At 63.6% G+C, this 23,996-nt stretch carries 19 protein-coding genes; 10 read left to right on the forward strand and 9 right to left on the reverse strand.

Going from position 1 to position 23,996, the window contains the following annotated elements:
- Positions 1-157: 157 nt before the first annotated feature.
- The 3 genes from CCR94_RS03605 to CCR94_RS03615 all read right to left on the reverse strand — a co-directional run bounded on the left by CCR94_RS03605 (position 158) and on the right by CCR94_RS03615 (position 3,624).
- Entirely contained in the window at positions 158-1,333 is a 1,176-nt protein-coding gene (locus CCR94_RS03605) for a vWA domain-containing protein (RefSeq protein WP_104506512.1), read from the reverse strand.
- Positions 1,334-1,415: 82 nt separating this feature from the next.
- Positions 1,416-2,372, reverse strand: coding sequence for a transporter (locus CCR94_RS03610; RefSeq protein ID WP_158254606.1), 957 nt, complete (start codon positions 2,370-2,372; stop codon positions 1,416-1,418).
- A 376-nt stretch (positions 2,373-2,748) separates the two neighbouring features.
- Positions 2,749-3,624, reverse strand: a complete 876-nt coding sequence (locus tag CCR94_RS03615; protein WP_104506514.1) for a transporter — start codon at positions 3,622-3,624, stop codon at positions 2,749-2,751.
- A 401-nt stretch (positions 3,625-4,025) separates the two neighbouring features.
- Here CCR94_RS03615 and CCR94_RS03620 point away from each other — a divergent pair, with 401 nt between their 5' ends.
- Positions 4,026-4,871, forward strand: a complete 846-nt coding sequence (locus CCR94_RS03620) for an AAA family ATPase (RefSeq protein ID WP_104506515.1) — start codon at positions 4,026-4,028, stop codon at positions 4,869-4,871.
- Positions 4,872-5,043: 172 nt separating this feature from the next.
- Here CCR94_RS03620 and alaS read toward each other — a convergent pair whose 3' ends face one another.
- From alaS to CCR94_RS03640, 3 genes are all read right to left on the reverse strand, one after another.
- Complete coding sequence (alaS, locus tag CCR94_RS03625) at positions 5,044-7,698, reverse strand: alanine--tRNA ligase (protein ID WP_104506516.1); 2,655 nt, start codon at positions 7,696-7,698, stop codon at positions 5,044-5,046.
- A 254-nt stretch (positions 7,699-7,952) separates the two neighbouring features.
- The gene (gene recA / locus CCR94_RS03630; protein WP_104506644.1) at positions 7,953-9,026 is read right to left on the reverse strand and encodes a recombinase RecA; all 1,074 of its coding nucleotides are present in this window, start codon (positions 9,024-9,026) and stop codon (positions 7,953-7,955) included.
- A 415-nt stretch (positions 9,027-9,441) separates the two neighbouring features.
- Positions 9,442-11,013: an OpgD/OpgG family glucan biosynthesis protein gene (locus CCR94_RS03640; protein WP_104506518.1), complete on the reverse strand. Its 1,572-nt coding sequence runs from the start codon at positions 11,011-11,013 to the stop codon at positions 9,442-9,444.
- Positions 11,014-11,909: 896 nt separating this feature from the next.
- Here CCR94_RS03640 and CCR94_RS03645 point away from each other — a divergent pair.
- From CCR94_RS03645 to CCR94_RS03685, 9 genes are all read left to right on the forward strand, one after another.
- Entirely contained in the window at positions 11,910-12,473 is a 564-nt protein-coding gene (locus CCR94_RS03645; RefSeq protein WP_104506519.1) for a GNAT family N-acetyltransferase, read from the forward strand.
- A gap of 124 nt (positions 12,474-12,597) precedes the next feature.
- Positions 12,598-14,031 carry a homospermidine synthase gene (locus CCR94_RS03650; protein WP_104506645.1) on the forward strand — a complete coding sequence of 478 codons (1,434 nt, stop codon included), beginning with the start codon at positions 12,598-12,600 and terminating at the stop codon, positions 14,029-14,031.
- 104 nt (positions 14,032-14,135) lie between these two features.
- Positions 14,136-15,212 carry a CorA family divalent cation transporter gene (locus tag CCR94_RS03655; protein WP_104506520.1) on the forward strand — a complete coding sequence of 359 codons (1,077 nt, stop codon included), beginning with the start codon at positions 14,136-14,138 and terminating at the stop codon, positions 15,210-15,212.
- Positions 15,213-15,350: 138 nt separating this feature from the next.
- Positions 15,351-16,220 (forward strand): polyphosphate kinase 2, encoded by an 870-nt coding sequence (gene ppk2, locus CCR94_RS03660; RefSeq protein ID WP_104506646.1) that lies wholly within the window; start codon positions 15,351-15,353, stop codon positions 16,218-16,220.
- Between the two features lie 348 nt (positions 16,221-16,568).
- Positions 16,569-17,996 (forward strand): circularly permuted type 2 ATP-grasp protein, encoded by a 1,428-nt coding sequence (locus CCR94_RS03665; RefSeq protein ID WP_104506521.1) that lies wholly within the window; start codon positions 16,569-16,571, stop codon positions 17,994-17,996.
- A gap of 8 nt (positions 17,997-18,004) precedes the next feature.
- Complete coding sequence (locus tag CCR94_RS03670) at positions 18,005-18,964, forward strand: alpha-E domain-containing protein (RefSeq protein ID WP_104506522.1); 960 nt, start codon at positions 18,005-18,007, stop codon at positions 18,962-18,964.
- A gap of 21 nt (positions 18,965-18,985) precedes the next feature.
- A complete protein-coding gene (locus tag CCR94_RS03675) occupies positions 18,986-19,786 on the forward strand; it encodes a transglutaminase family protein (RefSeq protein ID WP_158254607.1) in 801 nt (266 codons plus the stop codon).
- On the forward strand, positions 19,787-20,269 hold the full coding sequence (locus CCR94_RS03680) for an Lrp/AsnC family transcriptional regulator (RefSeq protein WP_104506524.1): 483 nt from the start codon (positions 19,787-19,789) through the stop codon (positions 20,267-20,269).
- A gap of 165 nt (positions 20,270-20,434) precedes the next feature.
- A complete protein-coding gene (locus tag CCR94_RS03685; protein ID WP_104506525.1) occupies positions 20,435-20,728 on the forward strand; it encodes a hypothetical protein in 294 nt (97 codons plus the stop codon).
- Positions 20,729-20,817: 89 nt separating this feature from the next.
- On the opposite strand, the gene CCR94_RS03690 is transcribed toward CCR94_RS03685, so the two are convergent.
- The 3 genes from CCR94_RS03690 to CCR94_RS03700 form a co-directional block, all read right to left on the reverse strand.
- Positions 20,818-21,165, reverse strand: coding sequence for a hypothetical protein (locus CCR94_RS03690; RefSeq protein ID WP_104506526.1), 348 nt, complete (start codon positions 21,163-21,165; stop codon positions 20,818-20,820).
- 446 nt (positions 21,166-21,611) lie between these two features.
- On the reverse strand, positions 21,612-23,129 hold the full coding sequence (locus CCR94_RS03695; RefSeq protein ID WP_104506527.1) for a hypothetical protein: 1,518 nt from the start codon (positions 23,127-23,129) through the stop codon (positions 21,612-21,614).
- Entirely contained in the window at positions 23,126-23,893 is a 768-nt protein-coding gene (locus tag CCR94_RS03700; RefSeq protein ID WP_104506528.1) for an ABC transporter ATP-binding protein, read from the reverse strand. Before CCR94_RS03700 ends, CCR94_RS03695 begins: the two co-directional genes overlap by 4 nt.
- Positions 23,894-23,996 lie beyond the last annotated feature (103 nt).

Here is a 23,996-nt window from a genome sequence, read left to right on the forward strand (position 1 = left end):
GGTGAGGGGCTGAGGGGCATTGGCTTCAACGTCATCCTGTAAGCATTGGCCCCGTCGTCTCGACGACGCAGAGGCCAATGCCCAGCCCCTCATCCCCCGCCTTCTCCCCGTAAACGGGGAGAAGGAGCCAGATCGCACCTTTCATCCAACGAGGCCATCACCGCGTCAATTCCCGCATCGCCGCCTCAAGTCCTTCCAGCGTCAGCGGATACATGCGATTTTCCATGAGGCGCTGGATCATGCCGATTGACTGCGTATAGGACCAGTGCGTTTCCGGCGTCGGATTGAGCCAGATGGCGTGAGGCCAGCAGGTCAGCGCCCGCTTCAGCCAGACTCGTCCGGACTCCTCGTTGATGTGCTCGACCGAACCGCCCTCCATCTCGATCTCATAGGGACTCATGGCGGCGTCGCCGACGAAAATCAGCTTGTAGTCGTGCGGAAAGGTGTGGAGCAGATCCCAGGTGGACATGCGCTCGGCATGGCGGCGCTGGTTGTTTTTCCACACGCCCTCGTACAAGCAATTATGGAAATAGAAGTGCTCCAGATGCTTGAATTCGCAGCGCGCGGCGGAAAACAACTGCTCGACCAGGGCGACGTGCCAGTCCATCGAGCCGCCGATGTCGAGCAGCAGCAGCACCTTGACCGCATTGCGCCGCTCCGGCCGCAGTTTCAGGTCCAAAAAACCCTGGCGCGCGGTGGCTGATATTGTGCCGTCGAGATCGAGTTCATCCGCCGCGCCGGTGCGCGCCAGTTTGCGCAGGCGGCGCAGGGCCACCTTCATGTTGCGCGGCCCCAGCTCCTCGGCGCCGTCGAGGTCCTTGAACTCGCGCTTGTCCCACACTTTGACCGCGCGGAAATTGCGGTTGCCGTCCTGGCCGATGCGGATGCCCTCGGGGTGATAACCATAGGCGCCGAAGGGCGAGGTCCCGGCCGTGCCGATCCATTTGGAGCCGCCCTGGTGGCGCTCCTTTTGCTCTTCAAGGCGCTGCTTCAGCGCCTCCATCAACTTGTCCCAGCCGAGCGCCTCGATCTCCCGCTTCTCCTCCTCGGTGAGGAATTTTTCGGCGAGCTTGCGCAGCCAGTCCTCGGGAATGTCGGCTTGGGCCGCAACATCCTCACCCGGCTGCAAACCCTTGAACACCGTTCCAAAAACGCGGTCGAACTTGTCGAGATTGCGCTCGTCCTTCACCAGCGCGGCGCGGGCGAGGAAATAGAAATCCTCCACCGACTTTTGCGCGAGGTCGCGCGAAAGCGCGTCGCAAAGGGTGAGATATTCGCGCAGCGAAACCGGAACCTGGGCCTCGCGCAGGGCGGAGAAGAAGGAGATCAGCATGATCAGAGTATGCGCCGGTTTCCGCCAAAAAAAAACCACCGACGACGCGAGCCATCGGCGGCTGAAAGGCGGCAGACGACGCTCAATATTTGGCGGCGACAGCCTTGGGCGTTTCCGGGTTCCACAGCGGGATGATCGTGCGCAGCACGCCGCGGGTTTCCTTCTGCGGCCACCAGGGCGCGCCGAGGACGTTGTTGTCGGAATGCGCGTAGAGGTCGGTCGCGACCGTGAGCTGGGTGATGACCGGACCGAAATTGTAGCCGACCAGGCCACCGAGCGCGAACTGTGTGCAGCCGCTGCACGCATAGGGGAAGTTGGCGCTGCGAAGCTCGCTGTAAGACCCGGAATTCATGGTCGAGCCATAGGCGACCACGCCGAGTTCCCACCTGCCGAGGCTCTTGGTCAGGCCGAGGTCATAGATGAAGAAGTCGGCGTTCTTCTTGGGCGGGGCGGCCAGAAGCGGGCTGGAGGTTCCGTTGTCGCCGACGATGCCGTATTTCAGGTTGGCCGTCGCGTTCCAGCCGTCGTGGCGCCAGGCGAGACCGAGCACCTGGTAGAAGGTCGTCTCGTTCAGGGGATCCTTCACGAAGAGGTTGCCGCCGGCATAGAGATTGGTTCCGGTGATGCCGATATAGGCGCCCGCGAGATAGCTCGCCGAGAAGCCATTGCCGAGGTTCCAGCGGAGCTGGCCCGCAAGCAGCGGATTGTATATGCCGCGTGCGTAAAGCGAGGATTTCGAATCGAGCGAGACTTCCGGCGCCGCGCCGAGGAAAGTGAGGCGACCGCCGAGAATGTTCCAGGGGGTGGACCAGACCAGGGCCGGAACGTTGTAGTCGAAAGCGCCTTCGCCCTTGGCGCTGCGCAGGGAGCCGACCGAGCCAATGTTGACGAAGTAGACACCCTCCGGAAGAGGCGACGCGAGGTCGAGGCCGGCGGTCTCGCCCGGCGGCGGCGTGGGACCGGCGATACTTGCGTGCGCAACGCCCGAGAACGTCAGGGCGCCCACCAGCGCCGCAGCGAATTTCGCATTAATTTTCATAGCATTACCCTCCACAAGCTCTGTTCTTTTCAGTTGTTTCACCCAACGGGCTATTCTGCCTCTTGTGGGTGCGCCAACAGTAATGAGCATATTTATGGTAAGTCACACTCGATGACCAAAGAAGTGGCGCCGGCGCAACAGCGCGTCAAAACCGTCACGCCCGGAAGTTCGCTGTTGAATGCATCAACGATAATTCGGACTTGCAGACTGAATGGGCTGTAAACCAGCGCCAATTCTTCCTGATCCATGGAGTCGCGACGGCGTCACGGCGAGCCAAAGGTCTTGCGCTAAAATAAAACCGCCGGTGGAGACCACCGGCGGTTGAGCAGCCAGCCCGAAGGCTGACCGCATGAGACAAGTCTCAGGACTTCAAATCTCAATACTTGGCGACGACAGCCTTCGGGGCTTCCGGGTTCCACAGCGGAATGACCGTGCGCAGAACGCCACGGGTTTCCTTCTGGACGTAATTGGTTTCAACAAGGTCGGTCGAAACGGTCAACTGGGTGATGACCGGGCCGAAGTTGTAACCGACCAAGCCGCCGAGAGCGAACTGCGACTGCATGGCATAGCTCGCATACGGACGACCCACGTCGGTCGAGCCGTAGCCCACGATACCAACTTCCCACTTGCCTATGGTCTTGGTCAAACCGAGGTCATAGTTGAAGTAGTCAGGGTTAGCGACGTGGGAAGTGTCGTTATTGCCGACGATGCCGTACATCAGGTTGGCTGTCGCGTTCCAGCCGCCGCCATGCCAAGCGAGAGCAAGCTGCTGGTGGAAGGTGGTCTGGTTCAGCGGATCCGTAGCGAGCACAGCGCCGTTATTGTAATAGGCATTGGTGCCGCCAATTCCGATATAGGCGCCCGCCAAGTAGCTGACCGAGAAGCCGTTGCCGAGGTTCCAGGCGATCTGGCCGGCGACGAAGGGGTTGTAAAGGCCCCGCTCGTAAATGCCGTTGTGGGCGGAAGCGGAGATCGTGGGAATGGCGCCGAGGAACTGGATGCGGCCGTCGAGGATGGTCCAGGGGGTCGACCAAGCGAGGATCGGCACGTCATAGTCAAAGGCGTTATCACCCTTGGAACCGCGCCAGGAACCGACGGAACCGATGTTGAGGAAATACACGCCTTCCGGCAGCGGCGAGGCGAGATCGAGGCCGGCGCGTTCGCCGGGGGGGGTGGTTGAGCTGGCGAGGGCTGCGCCCGAGAAGGTCATGGCGCCGAGCAACGCGCCGGCGAATTTAGCGGTGAGTTTCATTTTGAATACCCCTCCCGAGGGCTTCAGTGACACAACGAATATTTTTCGCCCGGTCGCTTTGCGTGTGGCCGATTGGTGCGACCGGGGGCTTCCGAGAACTTCACTTTAATCCAGCACCCTTGATCAAAGAAGACGCCTAGGCTGTGATCGGGGCGGAATCGGGCCAATATGGGTCATTCTGAGGCAATACGTTGTAGAAATGTCACAGAAACGTCGCCCTCCACCCCCAATTCCACATTGTCTTGCGCAAGTCTAGCGCGTCCTCTTCGCCTTAAGGCGGGGTCTTGTTAATAGTTTCATAACCTTTGCGATAGATTCGCGCGGCGGCGGATTCGCTCGGGCGCGCTTGCCGCGGTCCTGTCGCGGCGCCACAATCGGGCGAACTCACACCGGACCTCGCCATGCGCTTCAAGGGATCTGACCGCTATATCGCCACACGCGACCTGCAAGTCGCGGTCAATGCCGCGCTCGCGCTCGAGCGACCGCTGCTGGTGAAGGGCGAACCCGGAACGGGCAAGACGGTGCTGGCGGAAGAGGTGGCGGCGGCGCTAGGCGCGCCTTTGCTCACCTGGCACATAAAATCCACCACCAAGGCCCAACAGGGCCTCTATGAATATGATGCGGTGTCGCGCCTGCGCGATTCGCAACTGGGCGACCCCAGGGTCGGCGACATCGGCGCCTATATCAAGCGGGGCAAGCTCTGGGACGCCTTCGCCTCCGACGCGCACACGGTTCTGCTGATCGACGAGATCGACAAGGCGGACATCGAATTCCCCAACGACCTGCTGCTCGAACTCGACCGCATGGAGTTCCACGTTTACGAGACCGGCGAGACGGTGCGGGCCAAGCGCCGCCCGCTGGTGATCATCACCTCCAACAATGAGAAGGAACTGCCCGACGCCTTCCTGCGCCGATGCTTCTTCCACTACATTAAATTTCCCGACCGGGAGACGATGGAAGCCATTGTATCAGCGCATTTCCCCGATCTGAAGAACGGGCTTGTCGAAGAGGCGCTGCGGCTGTTCTTCCAGATGCGCGAGGTTCCCGGACTGAAGAAAAAGCCTTCGACCTCGGAGTTGCTGGACTGGCTGAAGTTGCTGCTGTCCGAGGATATTTCCCCGGAGCACTTGCGCGAGTCCGATCAGTCGAAGCTGATCCCGCCGCTGCACGGCGCCCTGCTCAAAAACGAGCAGGACGTGCATATGTTCGAGCGGTTGGCGTTCCTGCACCGACGGGAGAAACGGTAAAGATCACGGATCACGCATCCTCCGAGCCGTCATGGCCGGCCATCCACGCCGGCAAGGTGGGCGAGTCTCTGTTCAGAAAGCGGAAAGTGAGATCCAGTTTCGAACCGTTGAAGCAACGTCCCGGCGTGGATGCCCGGGACAAGCCCGGGCATGACGACTGAGACAGTGAGCTTCACGCCCCCGCGCGGCTCTCCAGCGCCGCCGCCACCGCCGCCAGCGCCGCGTCCGCCGCAGCGCCATCGGGGCCGCCAGCCTGCGCCATGTCTGGACGGCCGCCACCGCCCTTGCCGCCGAGTTTTTCGGCAGCAGCGCGGACGAAATCCACCGCGTTGAATCTCGCGGTGAGGTCGGGCGTCACCGCCACCACTACGCCGGCGCGGCCATCCTCGGACACGCCGACAATCGCCACCACGCCGGAACCGACCGCCAGTTTGGCCTCGTCGGCCAGCGATTTCAGATCCTTCATCTCGACCCCGGTCACGGCGCGCGAGAAAAAGTTGATTCCGGCGATCTGATTGACCGGCTGTTCCGCCCCCGCGCCGCCGCTCATGGCAAGGCGCTTGCGCGCGTCGGCCAACTCGCGTTCGAGTTTCTTCCGCTCCTCGATCAGCACGGAGAGCCTTTCCGCCGCGTCCTCGATCGGCGCGCGCAAAAGGCCAGAGAGATCGCGCAGCACGCGCGATTCCGTGTTGAGATGTTTTCGCGCGCTGCTGGCGGTTTTCGCCTCGATGCGCTGCACGCCTGCGGCGACCGCGCTACGGCCGACGATCGACACCAGACCGATGTCGCCAGTGCGGCGCACATGGGTGCCGCCGCACAACTCAACCGAAAAGGCGTGACGATGACCGCGCCCCATGGAGACCACGCGGACTTCGTCGCCGTATTTTTCCCCAAACAGGGCGCGGGCGCCGGATTCAATGGCCTGATCCACGTCCATAAGCCGAGTTTCGACGCCGGCGTTTTCCAGAATCACGCGATTGGCGATCTCCTCGACCTCCGCCAGTTCCTGGTCGGTGACGGGCTTGGGATGGGCGAAGTCGAAGCGCAGCCGGTCGGCGGCCACCATCGACCCCTTTTGCGCGACATGGTCGCCCAGCACCTGGCGCAGGGCTTCGTGCAGCAAGTGGGTGGCGGAATGGTTGGCGCGGATGGCGGCGCGGCGCTCGATATCGACGTCGAGTTCCAGCGCAGAGCCGACCTCGAATTCGCCTTCGACGACCTCGCCTTCATGGACAAAGAGATCGCCTAGCTTTTTCAGAGTATTGTCGACGCGAAAGGTGACGCCAGCCGTGTGTAAAACACCCGTGTCGCCGACCTGGCCGCCGGATTCGGCATAAAACGGCGTCTGGTTGAGGATGACGAAACCCTTGTCGCCCTTGGCCAGTTTTTGCTGTTCCGCACCGTCACGTAGCAGCGCGACCACCACGCCTTCGGCGCGCTCGGTCTCGTATCCCAGGAAATCCGTGGCGCCGACGCGGTCCTTGACGCCGAACCAGACGGTTTCCGTCGCCGCCTCGCCCGAACCGGACCAGCTCTTGCGCGCTTCGGCCTTCTGGCGCGCCATGGCGGCGTCGAACGCCGCCTTGTCCACCCCGATTTTTCGCGCGCGCAGGGCTTCCTGAGTGAGATCGAGCGGGAAGCCGTAAGTGTCGTAGAGCTTGAACGCCACTTCACCAGAAAGGTTCTGGCCGGAGGTGAGATCGCGCGCCTCCTCGTCGAGGATGGTGAGGCCGCGCGCGAGCGTGATGCGGAAGCGGGTCTCCTCCAGCTTCAGAGTCTCCTCGATCAGGGACTGCGCCCGGACCAGTTCGGGATAGGCGGCGCCCATTTCACGCACCAAAGCAGAAACCAGCCGCCACATCAGCGGATCGCGGGCGCCGAGCAATTGCGCGTGGCGCATGGCTCGGCGCATGATGCGACGCAGGACATAGCCGCGTCCCTCGTTCGACGGCAGCACGCCATCGGCGACGAGGAAGGCGGAAGCGCGCAGATGATCGGCGATGATGCGGTGGCTGGCGCGCATTGCGCCGTCGGGCTCGACGCCGGTGGCGTCAGCGACGGCGCGGATCAGGGCCCGGAACAGGTCGATCTCGAAATTGGAATGCACGCCTTGCATCAGCGCGGCGATGCGCTCCAAGCCCATGCCTGTGTCGATCGAGGGCCGTGGCAGGGGAACGCGCTGGCCGGGCGCGACCTGCTCATATTGCATGAACACCAGGTTCCAGAATTCCAGGAATCTGTCGCCGTCCTCGTCCGGGCTCCCGGGCGGGCCGCCGGCGAGCCCCTCGCCCTGGTCGTAAAAGATTTCGGAGCAAGGGCCGCAGGGGCCCGTGTCGCCCATCGACCAGAAATTGTCCGACGTGGCGATGCGGATGATGCGGTCGTCGGAAAATCCGGCGATTCTTTTCCAAAGACCGTAGGCTTCGTCGTCGTCGTGATAGACGGTGACCAACAGGCGATCTTTCTTGAGACCGAACTCCTTGATGATCAGCTCCCAGGCCAGCGCGATAGCCTGCTCCTTGAAATAATCGCCAAAGGAGAAATTGCCGAGCATTTCGAAGAAGGTGTGGTGACGGGCGGTATAGCCGACATTGTCGAGGTCGTTGTGCTTGCCGCCGGCGCGCACGCATTTCTGCGAAGAGGTGGCGCGGACATAGTCGCGCTTTTCGGCTCCGGTGAAGACGTTCTTGAACGGCACCATGCCGGCGTTGGTGAACATCAGGGTTGGGTCGTTGCGCGGCACCAGCGGCGCGGAGTCGACCTTAGCGTGGCCGTGCCGCGCGAAATGTTCCAAAAATGCCGACCGGATTTCGTTGACGCCGCTCATGGAATGCACTCGAGCCCTTTATGCCTTGCCACTTGCCCGAACGCCGCATCGGGCGGTGGCGTTCACGGAGGCAAGCGGTCCTATCTAATGGAGGGGCGCGGCCGAGTCGAGACCCGCGGGCTGCGCGGATCGGAGAGCGCGGAGTTTTCGGGCTCTTCACCAGCCCGCGCGGGCGAGGGCCCCGTCCCGCCAGCGCGAAAAATAGAACCGGCGCGTGGGGGAACGCGCCGGTCAGAGGGACGAAGAGGTTTGTTTTATTCCTCGTCGTCGGCGGAGGGTTCGGCGATTTCCAGAATCTTGTCGGCGATCAGCCCGGCGTTTTCGCGGATGGTCTGCTCGATTCGCGCAGCCGCTTCGGGATTGGCCCGCAGGTACGCCTTGGCGTTTTCGCGGCCCTGGCCGAGGCGCTGGCTGTCATAAGAGAACCAGGCGCCGGATTTTTCCACCACACCGGCCTTCACGCCGAGATCCACCAGTTCGCCCACCTTGGAAACGCCTTCGCCATACATGATGTCGAATTCGACCTGTTTGAACGGCGGCGCCACCTTGTTCTTGACCACCTTGACGCGGGTCTGGTTGCCGGTGACCTCCTCGCGGTCCTTGATCGAGCCGATACGGCGGATTTCAAGACGCACGGAAGCGTAGAACTTCAGGGCGTTGCCGCCGGTGGTGGTCTCCGGCGATCCATACATCACGCCGATCTTCATGCGGATCTGGTTGATGAAAATCACCATGGTCCGGGACTTGGAGATCGAGGCCGTCAGCTTGCGCATGGCCTGGCTCATCAACCGGGCCTGAAGACCGGGCTGGACATCGCCCATTTCGCCGTCGATTTCCGCGCGGGGCACCAAAGCCGCCACCGAATCGACCACCAGTACGTCAATGGCGCCGGAGCGTACCAGCGTGTCGGTGATTTCCAGCGCCTGCTCGCCGGTGTCGGGCTGAGAAATCAGCAGGTCGTCGAGTTGCACGCCGAGTTTTCGCGCATAGACCGGATCGAGCGCATGTTCGGCGTCGACGAAGGCGCAGACGCCGCCGCGCTTCTGCGCTTCCGCGATGGTGTGCAGCGCGAGCGTGGTCTTGCCGGAGGATTCCGGCCCGAAGATTTCAATGACGCGGCCGCGCGGCAAGCCGCCGACTCCGAGCGCGATGTCGAGGCCGAGCGACCCCGTGGAGATGGTTTCGATTTCCGCGACCGGTTGATTCTTGCCGAGCCGCATGATCGAGCCTTTGCCGAAGGCGCGTTCGATTTGCGACAGAGCGGCGTCCAGGGCCTTGGTCTTGTCCACTGAGGTTCCTTCCACGAGGCGAAGATTCGCTTGCGACATCGGCCTGACCCTTTTGACATAGTTCACGCGGCGCGTGCAACCGCGCATGGCCGGAATGTACGTTGTTTGTTCCTGTTTGCAAGTTCTTTTTTTGTTCGCGTCCGAGGTTGTGGAGACGCTCCCGCCAGTGTGCCGCGCGGACCTCTGGAATTCTTCGCCTGCCCCGCGCAAGCTTGGTGCGGAGTCTTTCATGGCGCGTCTGCGGGCGCTCAAGGTGGCGTGCGGCGGGGCCGCCGTGGCGATGACAAACCGGTAATTTGTAACCGCTTGCCCCCTCGGTGAAGCTCAACCCTTTGGAAAAATTGGCTTCACGCCTGCATCCGAGGGGCTCAAGTCTCGCTAGGCGACATAAACTCCGGAACAAAATCCCGGCCGGCGCCAACACGAAACTCAAATCGCTAATCGGAAAGGCTTGCTACTCCACGATCCACGGGATCAGCGCCGTTTCCGTCAGCGCCCTGGGACCCGCGCGCAAAAAGGCGCGGATTTCCGCGGAGGAGCCGGGATCGGTCTGCACGTCCACCATCGCCCGAAAACCCTGGATATGCGGGTTCGGCGCGATGAATGTGCGCAGGATTTTTCCGCGAGACGCGCTGGCGGAAATCTCCACCTGTCCGGGATCGGTCAGGAAATAGCTGAGGTCGCCACCGTCAAAATCCAGGATGAAGCGCCGCGAGCCGACTCCAACCTGCTCCGGCGATCCCAGCGCCTTGGGCGCCGTCTTCCAGACATTGCGCAACCGGCCGTTCGGCGAGAGGTCGGGCGCTTCCAGCAGCGCGCGGATGCGATAGGAATAATAGAAGGGCTTGTTGGCCTCGGGCCGATTCTGCAAGGTCCAGTAGGCGACGATATTGTCCGCCGTCTCGTCCTTGGTCGCCAGCTCCAGCAGTTCGATTCGGCCCTCGCCCCAATCGCCGTGCGGTTCGACGAAATATGTCGGGCGGACCTCGTAGTTCAATTCGATGTCCTGGTAATGCTCGAAATTGCGGTCGCGCTGGACGAGCCCAAACCCCTTGATCGACTTGTCTTCGAACGTGGACATACCGCCAATGCGCGGCGCGCGCAGCGGGCGCCAGATCCACTCGCCGAAGCCGGTGTGCATGAGCAGGCCATCGGAATCATGCAGTTCGGGCCGGTAATCGTCCAGAGGACGCGGGCTGTCCTCGCCGGTGAAGAACATGGAGGTCAAAGGCGCCAGCCCGAACTTGACGTCGGGGCGGCGCGGAATGATGGCAGCGGAAACCTCCATAACGCTTTCGGCGCCGGGATAAAGGTCGAAGCGATAGGCGCCCGTCACGGAGGCGCTGTCGAGCAACGCGTAGATGGTCGCGCGCTCCGCCGACGCGTCGGAGACGTCGATCCAGAATTCGCGGAACAGGGGAAATTCCTCGTCGTCGCCGCCGGTGTTGACGGAAAGGCCTCGCGCGGACAGGCCATAGGACTGGCCCCGGCCGAGGAAGCGGAAATAGGTCGCGCCGAGGAACGAGACCAGTTCGTCATTGCCGCGCGCGGAATTGAGCGGGTAATGCAGGCGGAAGCCGGCGAAGCCGAGATTGACCGGAAGATTGTGGTCGAACTTGTTGCGGCCGTAGTCGAACAGGTTGGCGGAATAGGGCACGGGCGTGGCGATGCCGTCGCGGATGGTGTTGACCACCACCGGACGCGTGTAGATGAAGCCCGGATGGAACAATTGCAGCCGGAACGGCCCGGCGTTCAGCGGCGACTTTTCCGCCTTGAAGCGAATGTCGCGATAGGAGTCGAAGTCGAGCTTGCCCAGGGCGTCCGGCAATTTCGGCGGCATCGAATCGTAGGGCGCGGCCGCGAGCTCCTTTGCGCGCTTGAGCACGTCCTCGAAACTGAAGCGTGGCGGCTGTTGCGGCAGACCCTTCTCCTGAGGTCCTGGCTGGGCAAAGGCGGGCCGCGCCAGCGCCGCTGCCCCCGAAGCGGCCAGGGCGGTTATCATGGAGCGGCGGTCAAGGGAGGTCATCGGCGACTCGGAACAAAAACCAGAAAATTTACTTTGCTGGTAGCGGCCTTTTCGGGCTTCGGCAAGGCTCTGGCGCCGTCCGCGCGGGGCAAGCGGGGATTACATTTTGTTCATACCGCCTCTCCGCAAAGGCCGGAACCCGCAATTTTGCAACCACGGCCGCCAAAACATGGGGTGTGGCGCTTTTTTTTCTTGCATCTCCACCGTTTTGTGCCATCTATCCCCTCGCCCAAATCGCACGTGCCTGTGGTCGCGCGCCGGTTGGCGTCAAGCTGGACAAGCCCTAAAAGTCGGGGCGCAGGTCGGCGAGGCGCATCAAAAGCAACTGGCGGCCGGAAGCGAACCGGCGAACTCCCGTCTCGACGGAGGTTCGCGACTTAAAGCAACGACGGACCGGGCTTTTTCGTCTCTGTTGGCCTCCAAAGCCAACGTACCGAAGAGGCTTGTCTTTCTTGCCGGGTGTGCGGATCGGGATCTCCCTTTCCAATCGAAGGCCACAACAACCGGTTGAGCGTATCGCGCTTGCTCGGGTTGATGTGTCCACGGCGCAGCACCGGGTTCACGCGTTTCCGCGCGGAAAACCCTGGATGGCCTGGTCGCACTTTCGTTCGCGTCTCCATCGCGCGGGCGAAAACGTCTGGAGCTCATCCGCTCGAAGTTGGTTCCGTGGCGCTGATACCGCGCCCTTCGAAGGGATGCCGCGATGCATATTCTGTTCAACCGCCTCCGATCATCGCGACGAAGTCCGCGCGCGCGACATTTCGCGCCATCGCAGGGCTAAGCCCGCTCTCACCGAGCCCCGAGTGATCTGAGTTTTCAGTTCGCGTGACGCCTCCTCCCCGCCGGCAGGTTAACCCTTCGCCGTCGGCGCGCCCTCTTGACCCGTGGAGGTCACCATGCATCCGTCCGCACACAGCCAAGCCGCCGCCGAAATCCTGATCCGGGACGAAGTCCCGCGCGACGGCTTCGCGCGCGAAATCCTGCTCGACAAGGCGTTCGGGCTCAACCGTCACCGCAAGTCCAGCGAAAGGCTGCGCGAGGGCCGGCTTCCCGCCGAAGGCCTGGCCTTCACCGCCCTGCGCGACAATGTGCTGGTCGGCACGCTGCGCCTGTGGGACATAGAGACCGGCGACGGCCGCAAGGCGCTGCTGCTCGGCCCGATCGCGATCTCGCCCACGCTGCGCTCCAAGGGCCTTGGCGGCCAGATGATCCGCATGGCGCTCGAAAAGGCCGCCGCCTTGGGCCACGAGGCCGTGATCCTGGTCGGCGACGAACCCTATTACCGGCGCTTTGGCTTCGCCCGGACCCAGATGGCCGGCCTCGACATGCCCGGCCCGGTCGATCCCGCGCGCTTCCTGGGCATTGAACTGCGCGAAGGCGCGCTCGAAGGGGCTTTCGGCCTGCTGCGCCCGGCCGGCCGCCCCGCCCCCGCCGACGCGCCGCGCCGCAAGGCGGCCTGATCGCGTCCAACTGTCACAATTTTGTGCAATTCGCTTGAGCATGGGCGGTTGCGCGCGAGGTCGCTTGACCTGGGGCGCCGCCTTAGCCATTACCGCCAAAACCTTCGCGGAAAAGGACGACAGCATGACCAAATCGCCCATCCACGGTCGCATCAGCGGCCCGATTGTGATGATCGGCTTCGGCTCCATCGGCAAGGGGGTCCTGCCGCTGATCGAACGCCATTTCGAATTCGATCACGCCCGGCTCACGGTGATCGATCCGACCGACAAGGACCGCAAGCTGGTGGATGAGCGCGGCTATGACTTCGTCCACGGCGCGGTGACCAAGGACAATTATCGCGAACTGCTGAAGCCTCTGCTGACCCAAGGCGGCGGCCAGGGTTTTTGCGTCAATCTTTCGGTGGACACCTCCTCGGTGGCGATCATGGAGTTCTGCCGCGAGATCGGCGCGCTTTACATCGACACCGTGGTCGAGCCCTGGGCCGGCTTCTATTTCGACAAGACCCGCGGCCCGGAGACCCGCACCAATTACGCCTTGCGCGAGACCCTGCTGAAATCCAAGCGCGACAATCCCGGCGGCCCCACCGCCGTCTCCACCTGCGGCGCCAATCCCGGGATGGTGTCCTGGTTCGTCAAGCAGGCCCTGGTCAATCTCGCCAAGGATCTCGGCGACGCGCAGCCAGAGCCGAAGACACGCGAGGACTGGGCGGCGCTGGCGCAACGCCTGGGCGTCAAGGGCGTGCATATCGCCGAGCGCGACACCCAGCGCGCCAAAACCCCCAAGCCACGCGGCGTGTTCGTCAACACCTGGTCAGTGGACGGCTTTGTGTCCGAGGGCCTTCAACCGGCCGAACTCGGCTTCGGCACCCATGAAAAATGGATGCCTGAAAACGGCCGCAAGCATGAAACCGGCTGCGGAGCCGCCATCTACCTGCTGCAGCCCGGCGCCAATACGCGCGTCAGAAGCTGGACGCCGACGCCCGGCGCGCAATACGGCTATCTCGTGACCCACAACGAGTCGATTTCGATTGCGGATTACTACACCGTGCGCGATGCGAGCGGGGCGGCGGCCTATCGCCCGACCTGCCATTATGCCTATCACCCCGCCGACGATGCCGTGCTGTCGCTGCACGAAATGTTCGGCGCCGGCGGCGTTGCGCAGGAGAAGAACCACATCCTCGACGAGCACGAGATCGTGGACGGCATCGACGAACTCGGCGTGCTCTTGTTCGGCCACGCCAAGGGCGCCTACTGGTACGGATCGCAGCTTTCGGTCGAGGAGACCCGGACGCTGTGCCCCTATCAGAACGCCACGGGCATGCAGGTCTCCTCGGCGGTGCTGGCCGGCATGGTCTATGCGCTGGAAAACCCGACCTTGGGCATCATCGAGGCCGACGAAATGGACTACAAGCGCTGCCTGGAGATCCAGACCCCCTATCTCGGTCCGGTCGTCGGCGTCTATACCGACTGGACCCCGCTGCAGGGCCGTCCCGGCTTTTTCCCCGAGGACATCGACGAGAGCGACCCCTGGCAGTTCCGCAACATTCTCGTGCGGTAATACAGGCGCGCGCCGGGCGGCTCTCGACCGCGCCGGCGCGCTTTGTCAAAAGACTTTCAAGAGCGCCGGGCTAATACCGCATGAACATCCAGTCGAGGAAGCCCATGTCCGTTGATCGCCTAAAACCCGCGCTCGAAACCGGCGTGCCCGGCTGCATCTGGATCGTGCGCTTCGACGCTTCGGGCCAGGCCGAACCGGGGACGGCCGAGGACATCAAGCGCATCGGCTCGGGCGGCGAAGGCTACGTCTGGATCCATCTCGACCACATCAACCGGCGCATGGACGACATCCTGAACGACGTCCCCTCCATGACGCAGGAGGCGCGCGATGCGCTCGGCGGCGAGGTCGACCATCAGTTCGTGGAGCGGGTCGAAGGCGTCGTCTCCGGCGCCATCGTCGATCATCAGATCGGAATCGACGGCGCCAAGCCGGATTCGGACTTCCTGCGCTTCGCCTGCGGCCCTGACTTCGTCATCACGGCGCGGCGCGCGGCGCTTTATTCGGCGCAGATGACCCGGCGCGCGCTGTCGGACGGCGCCAAGGCGGAGACCCCCGCCCACTTGCTGGAATTGCTGGTCTCGCGCCTGTGCGACTGCACGACGACCATGTGCCGCGCCATCGCCGCGACGCTCGATCAGATCGAGGAAAACGTCGTCATCGAGGGGCGCGGGCGCGACCAGCGCGCCGGCCTCGGCAAGGCCCGCCGCCAGGCCGTGCGTCTGTCGCGCCAGATCAACGGCCTGCATTCGACGCTCGAGCGCATGGAAGAAGAATCCGACGAGCAGGAGGACGAGGAATTCGCCACCATCGCCGCCGGCCTCGCCCAGCGCGCCGAATCGCTCACGCGCGACGTCGGCAACCTTCAGGACCGCGCCCGCATGCTACAGGACGAGATCAACGCCATCCTGACGCTGGAGACCAACGACCGGCTCTACATGCTGACCCTGGTCACGGCCGTGCTGCTGCCGGCGACCTTCGTCACCGGCTATTTCGGCATGAACACCAAGAACCTCGTTTTCGCCGACAGCGACAACGGCACGTTCTATGCGACCGTGCTGTGCCTGGCGGCGGCTTTCGGCGCGCTCGCCCTGCTGATGCGCTCGGGCCTCGCCTCGCCGTCCGGCAAGTCCGAATCCCCCCGAAAAAAGCCGAAGGGCCGGCCGGGGTCGCCGCGCGCCTGAGGGCCTAAGTTTTATAAAATCTGCACATGGCGGCTTTATCGTTCTTTCGCGCGTGTGCGCGGCCATTGAAGAGAGAGACGATCCTTGACCGACGAGACCGACCCGAAAGCCGCTTTCCAGGACCGTGTGCGCGCCGACATGCTCGACAGTTTCGACGAGGAACTCGAAGAAGAGCTTGACGACGACCGCCTCGCAGCCCTGCTCGACCACGCCTCCGACCATCCCGACGAAAAGAGCGTCAGCCGGTCCGTCTATTTCAAGGAATTGTTCCGCCTCCAGCGCGAACTGGTGCGTCTCCAGGACTGGATCAGCAAGACCGGCGCCAAGGCGGTGGTGCTGTTCGAGGGCCGCGATTCCGCCGGCAAGGGCGGCGTGATCAAGCGCATCACCCAGCGCCTCAATCCCCGCGTCTGCCGCGTGGTGGCGCTCACGGCGCCGTCCGAGCGCGAAAAGGGCCAATGGTATTTCCAGCGCTATGCGCCGCACCTGCCGGCGCGCGGCGAACTCGTGCTGTTCGACCGCTCCTGGTACAACCGCGCCGGCGTCGAGCGCGTGATGGGGTTCTGCACCGAGGACGAGGTCGAGGAATTCTACCGCGCCGCGCCGGAATTCGAACGCATGCTGGTGCGCTCGGGCATCACGCTGATCAAATACTGGTTCTCCATCACCGACGAGCAGCAGCATTTCCGCTTCGAGATGCGCATCCACGATCCGCTCAAGCAATGGAAGCTGAGCCCGATGGATCTTCAGTCGCGCATCCGCTGGGAGGCCTACACCAAGGCCAAGGAAGACATGTTCGAGCGCACCCATATACCGGAGGCGCGCTGGTGGGTAATCGACGGCAACGATAAAAAGGCCGCCCGCCTGAACTGCATCAACCACCTGCTGACGCAGTTCCCCTATACCGACGTCGAGCATCCCGAGGTGGTGCTGCCGCCGCGCGCGCACAATCCGGATTACAAGCGCGAGGAAATTCCGAAGGACATGTACGTTCCCAACCTGTTCTGACGGGCGCGCCGCCTTGGGCGGCGACCCTTTGCCGGAGCTGTTCCGGCCGGATTCGGCGGCGGCGGTCTCCCAGATCGGGGCCGACCGCCCATCGCCGCCAGCCCCCGCGCGGCGAATTTTCCCCCACGCGACGCGCCGCCAAAGCGCCCTGACGTGGGTTAAGCCTGTTTTCTGGGCAATCCTGGCCGCTCGCACATCGATTGGGCCAAATAGTCACCGTCTGACCACAATTTAGGCTATCGCAGCCTTTCACAAGGCATTTAAGCTAGGCCAGCGCGACAAGGACGAGGCGATTCAAGCGCCGCGTCTTCGGCGCGGACCGTGTGCTTGCCAGGGGCGATTCAGCCGATGTCCCAGTTTTTTGACGAGATGACCAATGGCGCGACGGAACCGCGCCCCCTCTACGACCGAATCGCCGAATGGCTGCGCGTCTCCCCGCCCGCACTGCTCGATTCCCGCCGCGAACAGGCGGAAATTCTATTCCGCAAGATCGGCATCACCTTCGCCGTCTATGGCGACAAGGAGGCCGCCGAACGCCTCATCCCCTTCGACATCATTCCCCGCCTGCTCGGCCGCGACGAATGGACCAGGCTGGAAGCCGGCCTGATCCAGCGCGTCAAGGCGCTGAACATGTTCCTGACCGACATCTACGGCCGCCAGGACATTTTGCGCGCCGGAATCGTCCCCTCGGACCTGATCTTCCGCAACGAATGCTACCGGCCGGAAATGCAGGGCCATAGCGCGCCCCACGACATCTGGACCCATATCGCCGGGATCGACATCGTCCGCATCGACGAAGAGGACTTCTATGTCCTCGAAGACAATTGCCGCACGCCATCGGGCGTGTCCTACATGCTGGAAGACCGCGAGATGATGATGCGGTTGCTGCCCGGCCTGTTCTCGCAGCACGCCGTGCTGCCGGTGGACAATTATCCCGACAATTTGCTGGCGTCGCTGCGCTCCGTCGCCCCGCCCCATTGCCCCGGCGATCCCTGCATCATCATTCTCACCCCTGGCCAGTTCAATTCGGCCTATTACGAGCATTCGTTCCTGGCCGACAAACTCGGCGTCGAACTGGTCGAGGGCCGCGACCTCACGGTGCGCGACGACGTGGTCTACATGCGCACCACCGAAGGGCTGAAGCGCGTGGACGTGATTTACCGCCGCGTCGACGACGATTTCCTCGACCCGCTGGTGTTCCGGCCGGACAGCGCGCTCGGCGTCGCCGGGTTGATGGGCGCGTATCTCGCCGGCAATGTCACGTTGGCCAACGCGCCGGGCGCAGGCGTCGCCGACGACAAGGCTGTCTATACCTACATGCCCGACATCATCCGCTTCTATCTCGGCGAGGAAGCCAAGCTCAAGAATGTGCGGACATGGCGCTGCCGCGAGCCCGATTCGCTCAAATATGTGCTCGAACACCTGTCCGAACTGGTGGTGAAGGAGGTCAACGGCTCCGGCGGCTATGGCATGCTGGTCGGCCCGCACGCCAGCAAGGAGCAGATCGAGACCTTCCGCCAAAAGCTGCTCAGCGATCCCGACGGTTTCATCGCCCAACCGACGCTATCGCTTTCGACCTGCCCCACGTCCTTCCCGGGCGGGGTGGCTCCACGCCACGTCGACCTGCGCCCCTTCGTGCTGTCGAGCGCGGACGGCGCGCGCATCGTGCCGGGCGGCCTCACCCGCGTGGCGCTGAAAGAGGGCTCGCTCGTGGTCAATTCCAGCCAGGGCGGCGGCACCAAGGACACCTGGGTTCTGGCAACGAACGCAAAATAGGACAAGACATGCTCGCCCGCACCGCAGACAACATCTACTGGGTCTCGCGCTATCTGGAGCGCGCCGACTTCCTCGCCCGCCTGATCGAGGCCTCAAACCGCATTTCAGCCCTGCCCACGGCTTACGCCGCCAAACAGGACGAATGGACCAGCGTGCTGATCGCCTCCGGCGCCGACGAAACCTTTCCGGAGCATTTCGACGTCGCCAATGAAGGCAATGTCATCGCCTATCTGGCTTTCGACCCGCGCAATGCGTCGAGCATCCGCAACTGCATCGAGTTCGCCCGCACCAACGCCCGCGCCGTGCGCACCGCCCTCACCGTGGAGATGTGGGAACATATCAACAGCGCCTGGATCAAGCTGAAAAGCTTCGAGGGCCGAAACGGGGAGCCGACGGCCATCGACCGCGAGGCGCTGATCGGCTTTCTGGATTTCGTCAAGGAAACGTCCAGCCTCTACGACGGCTTCGCCTATCGCACCATGCTGCGCAACGACGTCTATTATTTCTCGCGGCTCGGCGTCTCGATCGAACGCGCCGACAACACCGCGCGCGTGCTCGACGTGAAATACCAGCTTCTGTTGCCCGAGCATGAGCCGTTGGGCGGCTCGGTCGATTTCTTCCAGTGGAGCGCCATTTTACGCTCGGTTTCGGCGCTCACGGCCTATCACTGGGTCTATCGCGAGAGCATCAAGCCGTGGAACGTCGCCGACCTCCTGATCCTCAGGCCGGAAATGCCGCGTTCGCTGATTTCCTGCTATGGCGAGGTGGTGCGCTGGCTCGACGCGATCGGCAATCAATACGGCCGCCACGGCGACCCGCAACGGCAGGCGCGCGCCATCAAGCGCAAGCTGGAGGGCGCCTCGATCAAGGAGATTTTCCAGTCGGGCCTGCACGAATTCGTCGATGGATTCATCACGGACAACAATGGCCTCGCTGGAGCCATCGCCGAACACTATCTGCTGGGTTAAGGTTCCGTCATGCGCGCGCGAGTGTCCCTTCAGATCGAAGCAAGCTATTCCGAGCCGACGCGCTCGGCCAACCAGGTGCTGCGGCTGACGCCGCGTCCGTTCGACGGCCTGCATGTGCTCGACTGGTTCGTCGGCGTCGAGCCGGTCGCCACTCTGCGCCGGAGCGAGGACGGGTTCGGCAATATCGTCCATTCCTGCTCTCATGCGGGTCCCTTGGAAAAAATCGTCATCACGGCGGAAGGCCTGGTCGAGACCCAGGACGTGGCGGGCGTGGCGCGCGGACTGAACGAGAAGCAGCCGCTCGATCTGTTCCTGCGCCCCCATGAGGACGCCGAGGAAATCGCCGCCTTCGCGGCGAAAGAGCTCGGCGGCGAAAAGGACCGGCTGAGCCGCCTGCACCTGCTGATGGCGGCGTTGCACGAAAAGCTCAACCATGCGCCCTCCGACGCGGCGCCCCGCCCCGTGGCGGATGTCTTTGCCGACGGCGAAGGGTCGGCGCGCGAAATCGCTCAGGTCCTTGTCGCGGCGATGCGGGCGCAAGACATTCCAGCGCGTTTCGTCTCCGGCCTGCTGCTCGACGGCGCGGAGGGGGCGGCGTTTCATGCCTGGGCCGAAGCGTATATCGATGACATCGGCTGGATCGGCTTCGACGCCGCGCTTGGCTTCTGTCCGCGCGACACCCATCTGCGTCTCGCCCATGGCGTCGGTTTCTTCGGCGCGGCGCCCCGGCGCGCGGCCATTTCCGGCTATGCCGAGGAAAAGGTCGAGAAGCGACTGACAATTTCGGCCGCTCGGCAGGCCAGCTGGCAGATCCAGCAATAGATGAAGACTCTCGACGCCATCGACCGGAAGATCCTCGCGCTGCTGCAGGAGGACGCGACCGTCGCGCTCGCGGATCTCTCTCGCGCGGTGGGCCTGTCGCCGACGCCGTGCTGGAAGCGCGTTCAAAAGCTGGAGAAGGCGGGCGTCATCACCGGGCGCGTCGCCCTGCTCGACCCGCGCAAGATCGGCTTGAGCCTGACCGTGTTCGTCTCGATCGAGACCGATGACCACTCCCAGCCCTGGCTGGCGAAATTCGCTTCCGCCGTCTCGGCCATGCCCGAGGTGATGGATGTCTATCGCATGGCCGGAGACGTCGATTACCTGCTGCGCGTGGTCGCGCCCGATACGGCGGCTTATGACGACTTTTACCAGCGTCTCATCGCCGCCGTTCCTTTGAAGAAGGTCACCTCGCGCTTCGCCATGGAGCGGATCAAGGCGACCACCGTCTATCGCCTTCCAACGCCTGAAATTTCCGACGATTGAGCCGGCAATACCTGACGTTACGTGAAGATATTGTTCTTGCGGTAGATCAATTGCCGGTTGCGTCCGAGGTGCTACGGGCCTATCTTTCCAACGTCAGACTGGGACAGCCGCAAAAGCGGCGGCCGCGCGACGGCGACCCAGGTCGGACGTGGAGGGGAGGACATCATGAACATTTTTGCCCGGGGCGCATCGCAGCCCCAGGATTTCATTTCGCACGATCTGCCTGCGGGACATGACACATTGTGGGGTTGGGTGGCAAAGTGGTCGCCCGAGGATCTCACCGCCGCGAGCGACCCGTTCAGAATTTTCGCCAGTGAAACCACCGAGCTGACGCAGCGCAGCGTTGCGGAAGGCTATTCGGTGGTGGATGTCGAGGCGCCGCGCGCCTTGCGCGCGTTGGGTTTCACCAAGGTTCCCGCTTTCGACACGCAACTGCTGTTCATGGCGTCACGAAGCTAAAACGTTCGCGCGGGACGCGTTCCCTCTCCCCGCAAAACCCGCCGCAAGACGGGCGTCCCATGCGGAGAGAGGGCGCGAGCCTCTCCGTTTCAGAGACCGGCGATAAAGCGGCGACGCCATTCCGGCGTGCGGAACACCTCATGCAGCAACCGCGTCATATTGCGCTGCAACCGCAGGGTTTCCTCGTGGGAGCGGCGGAATGCGGCTAGGTACGCGACCATTTCCTCGAGTTGACGGGCCTGGGCGAAGAGATCGTGGCCGTCCTGCTCCAGCGACCCCGAGAAGCGCCGGAGCAGACGGTCGAGTCGGCGGGCGACGCTGGCGGGTTGATGCGCGAGATCCCCGTGGCACTGTTCAAGACAAAGTCGAACGTCCGTCCGGGTGCGTGGCTCGAGGTCCGGCGCCGCAGTGGCCGGTCTGCAATAGGCGAGCTTCATGCTCAGATCCTCTGTGGCGCCTTCTTCATGAAGGCATTCAGATACTAGCCTACACATTATGAACAACAACTTAACAGTGTGAGCCCGTGACGTATAGTCGCTGACATTAAATATATTATTACAACATTAGCATTCTTACGTAACGTAATTTATTGTCCAATTGTTTCTTTTTGCGTTTTCACGACTTACACCCACGCCGAGCCAAGCCAAGAACAATGACGTCACCCCGCTGCTCAAGCTTTGACGTCTTGCGCGGCGTGAAGATAAGTTCTGCGCTGGACGGCGAATTCAATTTTGGCAGGCCGAGAGCGGCGTAACAAGCGGCGCTCCTCCGGCTGACGACATTCGTCAGATGGCTGTTTCCCGACAATCCCCATGAAGCCGCTGTCGCCGCCGCAATCAGCGAACGGCGCGCGCGACCATAGCCCGCGATCTCTTCCGCGCCCTCAGGCGAACTGCGGCGCCGCTCGCGCCTTGCGCGGCGCGTTGAGCCACAACAGCGCCAGAGCCGCGCCGACCGGCGCAACCGCCTCCCAGCGGTCGAGGCAGGCCAGCAGCGCGGCGATGGCCCAGGCCAGCGACAGGCCGTGTTCGACGAGACCCACCAGCTTGTTCTGCGCGTGGGTTTTGATCAGGTCGCCACGGCGGTTTTGCAGCGGTTTCCAGAAATTGAGCGCCGCCGTCGAGGCCGCCGCCGCAAGGGCGAAAGCTATCGTGACGACTCCAACGAAGGCGTCGGCCCAGACCAGCGCGGCGAGCGGCAAGGCCAGGAACAGGGCGACCGGCGCGGCCACCGCCTCCAGCTTGCGCCGCAGCAGTTCATGCGGCGAGACCGGCGCGGTGGCCACGAAATCGCCGGCCTCCTCGCTCGACGCCGCCAAAAACGCCAGCGCGGCGGCAAGTTGCGCCGCGACGGCGACCAGCGCCGGCGACACCGAAACCGCCACGCTTCCGACGCCGAGCGCCTTCCAGATCACCAGCGCGATCGGCAGGGTGTAGAGCGATTGCAGCAGCACCTGCGACACGAGATAGGGATCGCGCGCCAGCAGCCGCCATTCCTTGCGGCGCAACGCGCCCGCGCGGTCGCAGCGGAATTTTTTGTCTTTTTCGCGCCCGCCGTCGCTGACCTGCGCCTCGCCCGCCGCGCTCAGGGCGCCGCGCGTAAAAGCGTGGCCGAGCAAAGCGACGGAAGCGACAAACACAGCCACCCCCAGCAGGGTCCACAGCGCCAGCGGCGCCAACTGCCCGGCCGCCGCCCGCGCCGGCAGCCACCACGGCGTCGCCGGATCGAACAGCCCGCCGGGCGCCGGATGGTCCATCTGGACCCGCAGGGCGTCGCGCCAATCCGCCGGCAGAAAATTGAAGATTTGCGCGCAGATCACAAACCATGCGCCGACCAGCGTCGCGAAAACCTGCCCGACGCTGCGGGTGCGCTTGGGACCGAGCAGCGCGAACAGGCCGAGCGTGGCGGCAAGCGCGAGGCCGGTGGTCAGCAGCACGGTGGCGGCCAGCGCTGGAGCCACCGCGAGCCAGACCGCCCCGCCCTGCAAGGCCGCGTCATCGGCGATGGGCAGCAGGAACAGGCCGACCGCGCCAAAACTTTCGATCGCCACGGCCAGCGCCCGCGAGGTCAGGATTTTGCGCGGCGACAGCGGCGAAGAAAACAGCAGATCGAGATCGCCGCGCGAATAGAGCGCCCGCGTCGCCCCGGTCAGCCCCTGCGAAAACAGCCAGGGCAGCACGATCACCATGCCCAGCGCCATCAGATAAACCCTGCCGTCGCTTTCGGCCCATTGCGTCAGCGAGGTCGCGAACGGCCAGGCCACGACATGAAGCGCGGCGACCACGGCGCCGACGATGACAAGCCCCCGCGCATTGGTTTTCGCGCGCAAAAACGCGCACAGCCGGCGCCAGGAAATCGTAAGATCGTGGCGCAGCAGGCGCGGGAGCGAGAGCGAATTCACGCGGCGGCCCCATTTACGCCCGGCTCGCGTGGCGCGGTGAGATCGAGGAAGACCTCCTCAAGACTGGCGGTCTGCGCCGCGCTCAAACTGCGCAAATGGTTCAAATCGCCCTCGGCGATCAGCCGTCCGTCGGCGATGATCCCGATCCGGTCGGCGATCTTTTCCGCCACCTCAAGAATATGCGTGGTGAGGATCACCGCCACGCCGGCGCGGGTCTGCTCGACCAGCATGTCCTTGACCTGCCGCGCGGCGCCGGCGTCAAGCCCGGTCAGCGGTTCATCCAGCATGAGCAGGCGCGGCTCATGGATCAGCGCGCCCGCCAGCACGGTTTTTTGCCGCATCCCCCGCGAAAACCCCTCGCAACGCTGGTTGCGCTGCTCCCAAAGATTCAACCGGCGCAGCAGTTCTTCCGCGCGAGGGCCGGCGCGCTCGGCCGTCATGCCCCACAGGCCCGCGACAAATTCCAGATATTCCAGCGGCGTCAGCTTGTCATACAGCAGCGGTTCATCCGGCAGCCAGGCGATGCGCTGCTTGGCCGCGATCGGGTTTTTCCGCGCATCGACGCCGTCAACGAAAATCTCGCCCGCATCGGGCTGCAACAGGCCGGCGACCATGCGCAGGGTCGTGGTCTTGCCCGCGCCATTGGCGCCGAGCAGGGCGTAGAATTCGCCTGGGCGGATGGTCAGGTCGAGACCGTCCACGGCCTTCTTGCCGAAAGACTTATGCAGATTGCGCAGGCGCAGGGCGTCGGGAAGATCGGTCATGAGCCATCCAGAAACAAGAGGACATCAGGCTAGAGGACGCAGCTTTCCTTTGGGTTAAACGGCAAAGGCCGGATTGAGCGGCGCGGGTGTTTGCGCGATAGTC

Source organism: Rhodoblastus sphagnicola (genome assembly GCF_002937075.1).
In the GTDB taxonomy this organism is placed as follows: domain Bacteria; phylum Pseudomonadota; class Alphaproteobacteria; order Rhizobiales; family Beijerinckiaceae; genus Rhodoblastus; species Rhodoblastus sphagnicola.

What these genes read in the sequence shown, in the direction of transcription:
- CCR94_RS03605 (WP_104506512.1), bottom strand. Translation starts at nt 1,333, where the DNA reads ATGCTGATCTCCTTCTTCTCCGCCCTGCGCGAGGCCCAGGTTCCGGTT.
- CCR94_RS03610 (WP_158254606.1), bottom strand. Translation starts at nt 2,372, where the DNA reads ATGAAAATTAATGCGAAATTCGCTGCGGCGCTGGTGGGCGCCCTGACG.
- CCR94_RS03615 (WP_104506514.1), bottom strand. Translation starts at nt 3,624, where the DNA reads ATGAAACTCACCGCTAAATTCGCCGGCGCGTTGCTCGGCGCCATGACC.
- CCR94_RS03620 (WP_104506515.1), top strand. Translation starts at nt 4,026, where the DNA reads ATGCGCTTCAAGGGATCTGACCGCTATATCGCCACACGCGACCTGCAA.
- alaS (WP_104506516.1), bottom strand. Translation starts at nt 7,698, where the DNA reads ATGAGCGGCGTCAACGAAATCCGGTCGGCATTTTTGGAACATTTCGCG.
- recA (WP_104506644.1), bottom strand. Translation starts at nt 9,026, where the DNA reads ATGTCGCAAGCGAATCTTCGCCTCGTGGAAGGAACCTCAGTGGACAAG.
- CCR94_RS03640 (WP_104506518.1), bottom strand. Translation starts at nt 11,013, where the DNA reads ATGACCTCCCTTGACCGCCGCTCCATGATAACCGCCCTGGCCGCTTCG.
- CCR94_RS03645 (WP_104506519.1), top strand. Translation starts at nt 11,910, where the DNA reads ATGCATCCGTCCGCACACAGCCAAGCCGCCGCCGAAATCCTGATCCGG.
- CCR94_RS03650 (WP_104506645.1), top strand. Translation starts at nt 12,598, where the DNA reads ATGACCAAATCGCCCATCCACGGTCGCATCAGCGGCCCGATTGTGATG.
- CCR94_RS03655 (WP_104506520.1), top strand. Translation starts at nt 14,136, where the DNA reads ATGTCCGTTGATCGCCTAAAACCCGCGCTCGAAACCGGCGTGCCCGGC.
- ppk2 (WP_104506646.1), top strand. Translation starts at nt 15,351, where the DNA reads ATGCTCGACAGTTTCGACGAGGAACTCGAAGAAGAGCTTGACGACGAC.
- CCR94_RS03665 (WP_104506521.1), top strand. Translation starts at nt 16,569, where the DNA reads ATGTCCCAGTTTTTTGACGAGATGACCAATGGCGCGACGGAACCGCGC.
- CCR94_RS03670 (WP_104506522.1), top strand. Translation starts at nt 18,005, where the DNA reads ATGCTCGCCCGCACCGCAGACAACATCTACTGGGTCTCGCGCTATCTG.
- CCR94_RS03680 (WP_104506524.1), top strand. Translation starts at nt 19,787, where the DNA reads ATGAAGACTCTCGACGCCATCGACCGGAAGATCCTCGCGCTGCTGCAG.
- CCR94_RS03685 (WP_104506525.1), top strand. Translation starts at nt 20,435, where the DNA reads ATGAACATTTTTGCCCGGGGCGCATCGCAGCCCCAGGATTTCATTTCG.
- CCR94_RS03690 (WP_104506526.1), bottom strand. Translation starts at nt 21,165, where the DNA reads ATGAAGCTCGCCTATTGCAGACCGGCCACTGCGGCGCCGGACCTCGAG.
- CCR94_RS03700 (WP_104506528.1), bottom strand. Translation starts at nt 23,893, where the DNA reads ATGACCGATCTTCCCGACGCCCTGCGCCTGCGCAATCTGCATAAGTCT.